Origin of the sequence: Mycolicibacterium brisbanense (genome assembly GCF_001570425.1) — a bacterium.
In the GTDB taxonomy this organism is placed as follows: Bacteria; Actinomycetota; Actinomycetes; order Mycobacteriales; family Mycobacteriaceae; genus Mycobacterium; species Mycobacterium brisbanense.
This window is the reverse complement of sequence record NZ_BCSX01000021.1, coordinates 214749-226248: the sequence shown is the minus strand read 5'-3', so window position 1 is coordinate 226248 and position 11500 is coordinate 214749. Positions and strand designations below refer to the sequence as shown.

The following is an 11500-nucleotide window of genomic DNA, read 5'->3' as shown; positions in this document are numbered from 1 at the left end:
ACCGCTCTGAACGGTACGGTACGGTACAGGACTGCCGTGGGCAAGGGGTTTGAGCGGCGAATCCGGGCGAGCGCGGTCCTACTCGACGGGGCGGGTGAGGCTCGGGATCATGACGTTGTCGACGAGCGCCTGCACGGTCTCCGGCGTCGGCGGCCGGTTCGGGATGATCGACCGGAAGATGAGGTAGCCCGGCATCAGATCCCACAGTTCGTCGCTGATCACCGATTCGCTGATCTCACCGCGCGCGACCGCCTCGCGCAGGATCAGCTCGAGCATGGCTTTGCGCTGATCGAGGAACTGGTGCTGCATCGCGTCGCTCAGCGCGGGATCGCGGGACACCTCGGCGAGCACCGCCCGGATGGTGGTGCCGTGCTGGTGGGCTTGCTCGCAGATCACCTGACCCACGCGCAGCAGGTCGCCGCGCAACGAGCCGGTCTCGGGCGGGACGGCCACCTGGCGGATGCCCTCGATGAAGGCGGCCAGTACCAATTCGCCTTTCGAGGGCCACCGCCGGTACACCGTCGCCTTGCTCGCGCGGGCGGTTGCGGCCACCGCATCCACGGTGAGTCGGTCGTAGCCGTGCTCCTGCAGCAGCCGCAACGTGATGGCGAGCAGCTCTGCTTCGCGCGGCGACCATGGCGAGGATTCCGCGGTGAGGTCGACGGTCCGGGGCACAGCGCCCACCATAGATCGACCGGCACAGTACGGTCCAGGACCGTACTGTTCGGGAACGGGTCAATGGCCGAGATGGATCTGGACGCCTTGCGCGCGCAGCTGGCCGAAGCTGTAGCTGAACTCGCCACGATGACCGACCGAGACGACGTAACGGTCCTGACCCTCGGTGACGGGAAAACTGAACGAGAAGGTGCAGTTTGCGCTGTCCCCCTTACCCGGTCCCAGCGCCGTGGTGGCCAGGATCTCGCCCTTGCCGTTCTTGACGATGACCTGTGTGTCGCGACCGACGTCGGAGTACCCGTTGGCCCCCTGGCACGACGCGCCGTCAGACGCGATCGCATCCACACCCGCGCTGTCGGTGACGACGAAAATGCCTGACACCGTTGCGGTATCGAGCATGTGAAAGCCCTGGGTGAACTGTGGGCAGAACGAGTCGACGGCAATCTTGTCGGCGGGAACCCCTTGTTGCGGTCCGCCGTCTTCGAGCTGGCGACACACCTGATGGCCGTGCGCGACGGCATTGGCATCGGAATTGAACTGGTTGAACAAACCCGCTTCCTTGAGCGCCGAGAGGTACCCGGTTTCCGGCGGGGGAGGCGGACGCCGAGCAGCCATCAACAGCACCCAGGCGACCACCGCCACCATGACGAGGATGACGGTCGCTGCGCCTGTCCCCAGCCACGTCGAGCGGATGCTCGAGCGGGAGGCGGGCAACTCGACGTAATCCGGCAGCATCCGGCCGCCGTCGGGGTCCGACGACTGGGCGCGGCCGTCGCGGACACGGTTCGTGGGATGCCCCGCGGCGTAGTACCGGCCTTCGTGGCGCGCTGTCGGATCGGGCCGCCACCCCGTCGGCGACGTGGACTCCTGTACTCGACCGCAGCGGTCGCACGTGCCGCTGCGGTCGACTTCAGCACCGCAGAACGGGCAGTTCATCGGATCCGCAATTCATCATCACTACTGTTATATGTCGGTTGGATCCGATTCGAATCCGGGCGCGGCAGATTCGCGCGGGAACTGTGACCCACATCGGCAAATCCCGACCAGCCGGCGAAGAACTCGCGGATCATTGTTGGGATCGGTAGCTGCGGCGACGCTCTGTACTGGATGCACAGGCAAAGCCGCTGTCGCGGCGCCCGACGAAAGGATCTGACGATGAATCGAGTTGCACGGCTCGCGGCGACAGTAGCCGTGGCGGGTGCGATGACGGCCGCCGGCCTGGCGCTCGATGCAGGCACCGCCGAGGCCGACCCGTTTCCCGCCGAGCCGCACAGCTGGTGCCCGGGGCAGGCGTTGCCGTTCAACAACATTCAGTGGGACATGGGTACCTGCCACACGTGGTACATCGTCCCGTTCGGCCAGGGCAACGTGCGGATGGTCGACCTGAAGGGCAACCCGCTCGACAGCTTCATATCCGCCGACGGACCGGCCCCGATGCTCACACCTCCGCCACCGCCGCCTCCGCAGCCGCCGCACCCGTTCTGCACCCCGCGTGGCTCGTTGATCATCATCCCGCCGATCTGCGACGAGATCGGCTACTGAGTCGTCGCGCGCCTGTCGAAGACCAACTCCTGTGCGGTGGCGAGGCCGGTGGCGATAGCCCCGGTCAACACCGCATCTTCGCCGAGCTGGCCGGCGATGATCTCGGGTATCACCGGACTGGTTGCGGCCAGTGCCGTGCGGATGGGTGTCGCGAGCAGGTCCGCGTTGCTGCCGATCCCGCCGGCGAGGATGATCAGCGACGGATCCAGGATCGCGATGATCGCCGACACCACGAACGCGAGCCGGAGCGTCTCTTGCGCAACGACTTCGAGGGCTGCCGGGTCACCTGAGCGGGCCAGCTCGAAAACAGCCTTGGCACTTCGGAGGTCGGTCAGGCCGGCGGCGTGGGCGGCGGCGACCACGGCCTGCCCCGCCACGGCGGCCTCTGCCGACGCCGGTCCGGGCGCGCCGTTCACCATGAACGCCAGATCTGAAATCTCCCCGGCCGCGCCGCGGGTGCCGCGGTAGATCTGACCGTCGAGTACGAACCCCATGCCCAGGCCGGTTCCGATGGTCAGGCACGCGAACGTGTCCACACCGACGGCAGCGCCCGCCGCATGCTCGCCTGCCGCGCACAGATTGGCGTCGTTCTCGACCATCACGATCGAACCGCTCTGATTCAGGCCTGCGATGAGTTCATGCAGCAGGCCGCGCCGCTCCCAGCCCGGGAGGTTCGGAGCGCGACGCACCGTCCCGTCTTCCAGGTCAGGTACGCCCGGAGTGCCGACGACGGTGACGACGACGTCGTCGTCGGCGAGTCCGGCGGCCCCCACACATCGCTTCGCGGTGGCAAGCACCGTGCGCAGCAGCGCCGAGCCCGAACGGCACCTGTTGGGTTCGTCGACGCGGGCGACGATGCGTCCCGCCAGGTCTGCGACCGCGACGCGGATCTGCTGTCTGCCGATGTCGATACCGACGACATGCCCTGCATCCGAGACGATTTCGTACACCACTGCTGCGCGTCCGGGTTTCGACGGGCTCATCCCGGCTGGCCGCACGAGGCCCTGTGTCTCGAGGTCCGCCAATGCCTGTCCAACGGTCGGCTTCGACAGTCCGGTGGCGGCGGCCAACTGCGGCCGGCTCGCCTCGCCGTGCTCGCTGAGGCGGTGGAGAACCAGGCGTTGATTCAGTGCCCGCATATGTGCGGGTGTGCCGATCTCACGTCCGCTGTTGCTCGTCACGTGCAGATTCTCCATCCCGTGTGGCGACGGTCCAATTTGGGATCTTCCCTCGACCGATTCCGTGTGTTAAGAAACTTTACTAACACTTAGCGCGGAGGTTGGCAGTGACTTCGAATCCCGGTTATCACGTGAATGCTCCGGCCTCCCCGGCGCCCGGACTGGAGCGCAGGATCGGCCCGCTTCAGGCGACGGCGATCAACATGACGCAGATGTGCGGCATCGGGCCGTTCGTCACCATCCCGGCCATGGTGGCGACAATGGGTGGCCCACAGGCGATGTTCGGTTGGCTGATCGGCGCCGTGCTGGCCGTGGCAGACGGTTTGATCTGGGCCGAGTTGGGCGCGGCGATGCCCGGAGCCGGTGGAACGTACATCTATCTGCGTGAGGCGTTTCAATACCGGACCGGCCGACTCATGCCGTTCCTGTTCGTCTGGAGCGCCGTGCTGTTCATCCCGCTGATCATGTCGACCGGGGTGATCGGGCTCGTCCAATACCTCGGTTATCTGGTTCCGGGTGTCGTCGCCGACGGCGGCCTCACCGTACTCGGTCACGTCATCGGTGCGGTCATCACGCTCATCGTGGGTGCCGCGCTGTTTCGCCGTATCGGAGAGATCGGGAAGCTCACCACCGGACTGTTCGTGGTCATGCTCTTGGCGGTGCTCGCCACGATCGTCGCAGCGTTCAGTCATTTCGACCACACACAGGCATTTGCGTTCACCCCGGGGGCATTTCAGGCCGGTGGAGCGTTCTGGGCAGGACTCGGGGCGGGGCTCATCATCGCGATCTACGACTACCTCGGATACAACACGAGTGCGTATCTCGGCGGGGAGGTCATCAACCCCGGCCGGACGATTCCGCAATCGATCATCGTCTCGATCCTGGGTATCGCGGGTCTTTACCTGCTGATGCAGATCGGTGTGCTGGGCTCGGTCCCGCTCGAGGAATTGAAAAGCGCGACGTCCGTGGCATCGACTGTGCTGGAGAACGCTTGGGGTAGTACCGCGGCGCAGGTGGTGACGGGACTGATCGTCATCGCGGCCATCGGTTCGGTGTACGCCGGGCTGCTCGGCGGATCCCGGGTGCCGTTCGAGGCCGCTCGTGACCACGTGTTCCTGCCGGTGTTCGGGCGGGTGCATCCGAAACTGCGGCTGCCGACCGCCGGCGTCGTGACCATGACGGCCATAACCCTTGTGGGAACGCTGTTCTCGCTCACCGTGGTCATCAATGCCGCTGTCGCCACGCTGGTCATCATTCAGTCCCTGGCCCAGGTCGCCGCCATCGTGGTACTGCGCCGCAGGCAGCCCGACCTGAAACGCCCTTACCGGCAATGGCTTTACCCGGTGCCGACCCTGATCGCCCTCGTCGGGTGGGTGTACATCTACGTCTCGTCGACGTGGCAGTCGATCGGATTGTCCATCGGCTGGATGATCCTCGGGGCCATCGGCTTCCTGATCTATGCCCGCACCGAGAAGACGTGGCCGTTCGGCCCCAAGCTCATTCACGAGGGGTTCGCGTCGACATCCGACTGAGCGTGCGCGATCACCGAGATTCACATAGGGGACAAACCAGCCGCGGTTTCTGTCCCTGATGTGAATCTGGGTGCGGTTGCGTGTGGATTCTGTCTAGATGGTGGTGTCTCTTAAGCCCGGTAGACGGTCTTTCCGCCGACCACGGTCTCGACTGCTCGCAGCGTCCCGATGTCCTCGGCGGTGAAGATGTCGCGGTCGAGGACCACCAGGTCGGCCAGCATGCCCGCGGCGATCCGGCCGGTCCGATCCTGCCCGTTGGCATAGGCCGATCCCGAGGTGTAGGCGTCGATCGCCGACCGCAGCGAGATCCCTTCCTGCGCTTGCAGCGGGGTGTCGAACACACCGTCGCCGATGGCATGTGGATCGGCATGCGTGCCGGTGCGGTGCACCGCGGTATGGATGGCCCACAACGGATTCGGATCGGTCACCGGCCAGTCGCTACCCATGGCGAGAGTGGCGCCGTGACGCTGAATGGATGCGAAGGGGAAGTGCCACGGTTCACGTTCTGCGCCGAGCAGCGGTAGCTTGCGCTCAACGATCTCCTTGTCGCGGCGCGCCCACAGGGCCTGGATGTTGGCGATGACGCCGAGCCGGCCGAACCGTGGAATATCTTGTGGATCGACCACATCCAGGTGGGCGATCTGATGCCGGGCATCGAACTGCGGGTGGCGGGCGATGGCGTGCTCTAGGGCGTCGAGGCATTCACGCACTGCCCGGTCGCCGACGGCGTGCATATGGATGCCGAACCGCTCGCCGGCCAGCATGGCCGTCACCTTCTGCAGGTCTTCGGGGTCGATGAAGGACTGGCCACTGGGGATGTCGTGACCGGCCACGGCACGGTACGGGGCCAGCATGGCGGCCGTGCAGTTCTCGCAGATGCCGTCCTGCATGACCTTGACCATGGTCGCGGTGAACCGGGAATGGCCGGTGAGACCGCGTCGCGCGCACAGGCCGTCAAGCTGCTCGGCACCCTGCTCGGCTTCCCACCACAGGGCGCCGACCACTCGCGCGGTCAACTCACCGGCCGCGTCGGCGTCGACATACGTCGCGAAATTATCCTTGAGTCCGAAGAATTCGGCCCCCACGGCGGCGTCCTGCCAACCTGTGACACCTACCGAGTGCAAGCGGCGTTGCGCCTCGAGCAGTGCCTGACGCATGAACTCCGGTGTCACTTCGGGGATCAGGGCGTTGACGGCGTCACCGCCGCGATCCAGCAGCACCCCGGTCGGTGAGCCATTGTGGTCTCGGACGATTCGTCCACCGGCGGGTTCGGCTGTGGCCGCGGTGATCCCGGCCAGCTCCAGCGCGCGGGTATTGACCCAGGCGCCGTGATAGTCATGGCTGGTCAGAATGACGGGCCGATCGGACACGACGGTATCGAGATCGTGCCGGGTCGGAAACCCGTCGGGAAAGGCGTCGCCGTACCACCCGGCCCCGGCGATGACGGGCTCGGATGGATGGCGTGCGGCGTACTCGGCGATGGCGGCCAGATAGGTCTGGCGGTCGTGCGCCAGGCCGGAAAGGTCGCAGCGCAGCGCCGCCATGCCGGCCGCGACCGGATGTGCATGCGCGTCCACGAAGCCCGGTAGCAGGCTCGCACCTCCGAGATCGGTTACCTCCGTGTGCTTTCCGATCATGTCGCGGTCGACGCCGCGGCCCACGCCGACAATGGTGTCGCCCTGGACCGCCACGGTGTCGGCGGGATCGGCCCCGCCGGGCTGGAACACGGCGGCGTTGGTGAAGATGCGATCGGCGAACATGGTCAGGCTCTCACTGGTTGACGGTCGGCGAGCATCATGGCGCTGGCGTGCTCGGCCACCGCCATGATGGTGCCCACCGGGTTGACCGACGGGATCGTGGGGAATATCGACGCATCGACCACGCGCAGACCGTCGATGCCGCGGACCCGCAGCCGGGAGTCGCACACCGCCATGGGATCGTCGTCGGCGCCCATCCGGCACGTGCCGGATACGTGGTACACCGTCTGGTGCGTCGCCCGCAGTGCTTCGGACAGTTCGTCGTCGGACTGCTTATCCGGGCCCGGGAACACCTCGCGGACAAGCCAATCCGACATCGGCGCGGTGGCGGCGATACGGCGCGCCAGCCGGATCCCGGCGACCAGGACAGCCTCATCGTGACCCTCGGGATCGGTGAAGTACCGGTAGTCGATCGAGGGAAGGTCGGCCGGGTCAGGCGATGTGATCCAGACCCGTCCCCGGCTGCTCGGTTTCGCGACGTTGGGTGCGATCGAGACGATGCGCTCGGGCATCTCGACGCCGTACGTGACGGCATGGTCGGCGACCGCCTCGACGGGGAAGTGCATCAGCACCTCGGGCCGCGCGGGGCTGTCCTCCGACAACCGCACCGCGGCCCCGGCATCCCAGCCGGTGGCGCAGGTGTCAGGCACCTCGGCAGCGGCCTCCCAGACGATGAGGCCCTCGGCATGGTCCATCAGGTTTTCGCCGACTCCGGCAGATTCGACGACGGTGCTGACGCCGGCAGCGGCGAGCACCTCCGTGGGGCCGATTCCTGAGAGCTGCAGCAGCTTTGGTGAATCGATGGCGCCGCAACACAGGATGACCTCGCGCTCGGCCCGGAATTCGCGCTGGTTGCCGTCCGCGTCACGGGTGAGCACCCCGACGGCCCTGCCGTCTTCGATGATCACGCGTTCGGCGTGCTGGCCGTGCTCGACCACGAGGTTGTCGCGCGCGGCGATGGCGTCGTGCAGGTAGTGCACCGAGGTCGAGGAGCGCAGGTGGCCGGCCGGGGTATAGCCGATCTCGAAGAACCCAGCCCCGACGCCGGTGGCGGCGAAGTCGGGATCGGAGTTCCAGGCCCGGCGGGCGGGCAGGTCCAGCGCCCGCCGGGCGGAGTCCACCACATCGCTGACGTACGGGTTGCGGTCCTTCTCGGCGACCGGTTGCACCGGTGCCAGGATGCGATCGAACGCGGCGTGCACGGACGCGGTGTCCCACCCGGTGACGCCCATCGCGGCCCATTCGTCGAGATCGGCAGGCAGTGGGCGCCAGGTGATCATCGTGTTCGCCGTCGAGCAGCCACCGAGGATCTGCATCCTGGCCTGCCGGATACCGGAGTTGCCGCGCTCCTGCGCAACACTGCGGTAGTCGAGGTCGTATTCGCTTTCCAGCATCTGGGCCCACCGCCGGATGTCGCGGGCCCGTGGCTCGTCTTTGTCGGAGGGACCGGCCTCTAGGACGGTCACGGTGATCGAGGGATCTTCCGAGAGCCGCGATGCCACAATGCATCCCGCGGTGCCGCCGCCGACGATCAGGTAGTCGCTCATGCTCACGCCGCCGCCGGCTGCGCGGCCAGTGCGGACACCTTCGGCCGCATCAGCACGTAGTACAGCGGGCAGATGACGGCCAGCCCGACGATCCACGAGATATCCACGCTACCGAGAGCTTTGGCCGCGAATCCGGTGAACAACGTCGTCGACAGAAACGGGATCTGCACGGCGATGCCGATGAAGTAGCACGCGATCGCGATCCAATTGAACTTGCCGTACCGCCCGCCATCGCGCTCGAACAGCGAGTCGATGTCGTAGACGCCGTGGCGCAGCAGGTAGTAGTCGACGAGATTGACTGCGGTCCACGGGATCAGCACGCACAGCAGCAGCGCCAGGAAGTTGGCGTAGTTGGCCAGGAAGTCGTCGGCGCTGACCAGGGCCGGGATGATCGCGATGACGAACAACACGATCGCGGTCACGGCGCGGCTACCGGCACCGGGACGCCACCGCGGGAACAGGTTCTGCCCCACGGTGATCGTCGACAGTGCACCGCAGTAGAGATTCATGGCGTTGGTGGCGGTGATGCCGATCGCGAAGATCGCGAACACGCCCGTGCTCACGCCGCGGGTCAGCGTCGAGAGTCCTTCGAGGGTCTCGTCGCCCGGCAGTGCGGCACCGACGAGCACGCCGAGGAGCATGGGCAGGACCGAGCCCAGCACGCAACCGGCGTAGGTGCCCCAGAACGCGGCACGCTGGCCGGTGTCCTTGGGCATGTACCGGGTGTAGTCGGAAACATAGGGCGCATAAGCGATTTGCCACAGCGCGGCAACCGACAAGGTCGCCATGAAGCCGGCCCAGCTGAATCCGCTGGTGTGCCAGGTGTCCCCGGGCACGCCGTTGACCCCGACCATCCAGATGAACGCCACGACCAGCGCCCCGCCGGCGACCACCGACAGGAACGCGGTCACGCGGTGGATGAGCCGGTAGCCGACGATCGTGGCCACCACGCTGATCAGCCCGATGATCGTGATGGACCAGTTGGTGGGCAGCCCGGTCACCTTGGCCAACGCCTGCCCGCCGAGCACCGCGTTGGACGCGAAGAAGCCCAGGTACATGAAGACCACCAGGACCACGACGAGAAGGCTTCCGTACGAGCCGAACTGGGCCCGGGTCTGCAACATCTGGGGCACGCCCATCTGTGGCCCCTGAGCGGCGTGCAGCGCCATCACCACACCGCCGATGACGTTGCCCAGGATGATCGCCACGGCGCCGGCCCACAGCGGCAGGCCGAACACCGTGGTCGCGAGAGCGCCGGTGATGATGGTCAGCAACATGATGTTGGAGCCGAACCAGACGGTGAACAGGTCACGGGCGCGGCCGTGGCGTTCGTCGACCGGGACGTGTTCGATGGTCCGCTGCTCCACGGGTGCGGACACCGGCGCTTTGTCGTTCATGGGGCTCCCTATCTACAGCGCGATCCAGGTGGTTTTCAGGCCGGTGTACTTGTCGAGCGCGTGGAGGGACAGATCGCGACCGAAACCGGACTGCTTGAATCCCCCGAAGGGGGTCTGGGGGCTCAGCGCGTCGACCGTGTTCACCGAGACGGTGCCGGCGCGCAGGGCCGCGGCTACGCGGTGAGCGCGGGACAGGTCACGGGTCCACACCGAGGCTGCCAAGCCGTAGATGGTGTCGTTGGCCGTCGCGATGGCCTGCGCCTCGTCGGAGAACGTCTGCACGGCCAGCACCGGGCCGAAGACCTCCTCGGTGACCAGCTCGGCCGTCGGCGTGAGGTTCGCGACGATGGTCGGCGCGACGAAACAACCACGCCCGTCGACAGTTTCGCGGGTCCCGCCGGTGACGATCTCGCCGTCTGCGCGGGCGCGGTCGATGAATCCCATGACGCGCTGGGTGTGCTGCTCGTCGACGAGGGCACCCAGGGTCGACGCCGGATCCAGTGGATTGCCCGGCCGTATCTCGGCCGTGCGCTTCACGAGTTCGGCGAGGAACTCGTCGGCGATCGATTCCTGCAGCAGCAGACGGGAATTCGACGAGCACACCGCGCCCTGGTTGTAGAACGCGCCGAAGATCGCCTTGTCCACGGCGGCGTCCAGGTCGGCATCGGCGAACACCACGTTGGGGCTCTTGCCGCCGCACTCCAGCCAGACCTGCTTGGCATTGGAATCCGCGGCGTAGCGCAGGAACCGCTTGCCGGTTTCGGTCGACCCGGTGAACGCGATGACATCGACATCCGGATGCCGGCCCAGCGCTTCCCCAGCGGTGGGGCCGAGGCCCGGAACGACGTTGAACACGCCTTCGGGCACACCGGCTTCCACAGCGAGTTCGGCAAGCCGCACCGACGAGAGCGGAGCTTGCTCGGCGGGCTTGAGCACCACGGAGTTCCCGGCCGCCAGAGCGGGGGCCACCTTCCACACCGCGAGGTCCAATGGGAAGTTCCACGGGGTGACGGCGCCGACGACGCCGAGCGGCTCTCGGGTGACCAGCGCAAGGTTGCCCGGTTCGGTGGGCGCGATCTCGCCGGCCTGCTTGTCGAGCGCCTCGCCGTAGAACGCGAAAAGCTCTGCAGCCGAGGGCACGTCGACAGTGTGAGCTTCGGCTACCAGCTTGCCCATGTCCATCGAATCCAGCAGCGCCAGCTCTTGGCTGTGTGCAGCGATCAACTCGGAGAGCTGCCGCAGCACACGCTTGCGGTGCGACGCCGACGTCCGTGACCAGACACCCGAGTCGAACGCGGCGCGCCCCGAGGCGACGGCCGCGTCGACGTCCTCGGTGTCACCCGACGCCACCGCCGCGATCAGGTCCCCGGTCGCGGGGTTGATCGAGTCGAACGTCTCCCCGGATACCGCGGGCCGGTACTTGCCGTCGATGAAAACCTCTGTACGCGGCGCGATCTCACCCGCGAGGCGGGTCCAGTCGTCGAGTGTGGTCATGTGCAAACCTCTCAGGGGACGTAGATGGCGAACTGCTTGACCAGCGGCTCGGTGACGCGGTATTCGCCCCGCCAGCCTTTGGTGAGGGTGAAGGAGTCGCCGGGGCCGAAGGTGTGGGCGACACCGTCGTCACCGGTCAGCGTGATCGAACCTTCCAGGACGCGCGTGTACTCGTCGCCCGGGTAGCTCTCGATGAACTCGGCGTAGGGCTCGGCACGCCACGACCCGACGGTGAACTTCTCGTCGGAGCTGGCGAGATGCACTGCCTCGGTTTCGGCCGGGTTGCCCTCGCGCAGGGTTTCGGCGGTGACGTAGCTGCTGGGCGTCATGACTGCGACGGCGTCGGGGCCGGCGGGGATCAGGGCGGGCATGGTGCTC

At 66.8% G+C, this 11500-nt stretch carries 10 protein-coding genes; 2 read left to right on the top strand and 8 right to left on the bottom strand.

What is annotated here, in order from left to right:
- Window positions 1–78 precede the first annotated feature (78 nt).
- Together RMCB_RS10985 and RMCB_RS10980 are read right to left on the bottom strand one after the other, a co-directional pair.
- Entirely contained in the window at window positions 79–687 is a 609-nt protein-coding gene (locus RMCB_RS10985) for a TetR/AcrR family transcriptional regulator (RefSeq protein ID WP_029370315.1), read from the bottom strand.
- Window positions 688–735: 48 nt separating this feature from the next.
- Complete coding sequence (locus RMCB_RS10980) at window positions 736–1611, bottom strand: DUF732 domain-containing protein (protein WP_062828797.1); 876 nt, start codon at window positions 1609–1611, stop codon at window positions 736–738.
- A 219-nt stretch (window positions 1612–1830) separates the two neighbouring features.
- On the opposite strand from RMCB_RS10980, the gene RMCB_RS10975 reads away from it, so the two are divergent.
- Window positions 1831–2217, top strand: coding sequence for a hypothetical protein (locus tag RMCB_RS10975; protein WP_063979598.1), 387 nt, complete (start codon window positions 1831–1833; stop codon window positions 2215–2217).
- On the opposite strand, the gene RMCB_RS10970 is transcribed toward RMCB_RS10975, so the two are convergent.
- On the bottom strand, window positions 2211–3398 hold the full coding sequence (locus tag RMCB_RS10970; protein WP_201028269.1) for an ROK family transcriptional regulator: 1188 nt from the start codon (window positions 3396–3398) through the stop codon (window positions 2211–2213). The genes RMCB_RS10975 and RMCB_RS10970 overlap by 7 nt on opposite strands.
- Window positions 3399–3502: 104 nt before the next feature.
- On the opposite strand from RMCB_RS10970, the gene RMCB_RS10965 reads away from it, so the two are divergent.
- Complete coding sequence (locus RMCB_RS10965; protein ID WP_206779457.1) at window positions 3503–4927, top strand: APC family permease; 1425 nt, start codon at window positions 3503–3505, stop codon at window positions 4925–4927.
- A gap of 110 nt (window positions 4928–5037) precedes the next feature.
- Here the strand turns inward: RMCB_RS10965 and RMCB_RS10960 are convergent, their stop codons facing one another.
- The 5 genes from RMCB_RS10960 to RMCB_RS10940 are packed head-to-tail and all read right to left on the bottom strand — an operon-like array spanning window position 5038 to window position 11493.
- Window positions 5038–6687, bottom strand: coding sequence for an amidohydrolase (locus tag RMCB_RS10960; RefSeq protein WP_062828793.1), 1650 nt, complete (start codon window positions 6685–6687; stop codon window positions 5038–5040).
- Between the two features lie 2 nt (window positions 6688–6689).
- A complete protein-coding gene (locus RMCB_RS10955; RefSeq protein ID WP_062828792.1) occupies window positions 6690–8231 on the bottom strand; it encodes a GMC family oxidoreductase in 1542 nt (513 codons plus the stop codon).
- 2 nt (window positions 8232–8233) lie between these two features.
- Window positions 8234–9628, bottom strand: coding sequence for a purine-cytosine permease family protein (locus tag RMCB_RS10950; RefSeq protein ID WP_029370322.1), 1395 nt, complete (start codon window positions 9626–9628; stop codon window positions 8234–8236).
- 12 nt (window positions 9629–9640) lie between these two features.
- Window positions 9641–11122: an aldehyde dehydrogenase gene (locus RMCB_RS10945; protein WP_062828791.1), complete on the bottom strand. Its 1482-nt coding sequence runs from the start codon at window positions 11120–11122 to the stop codon at window positions 9641–9643.
- Between the two features lie 11 nt (window positions 11123–11133).
- Window positions 11134–11493: a cupin domain-containing protein gene (locus RMCB_RS10940; protein WP_062828790.1), complete on the bottom strand. Its 360-nt coding sequence runs from the start codon at window positions 11491–11493 to the stop codon at window positions 11134–11136.
- Window positions 11494–11500 lie beyond the last annotated feature (7 nt).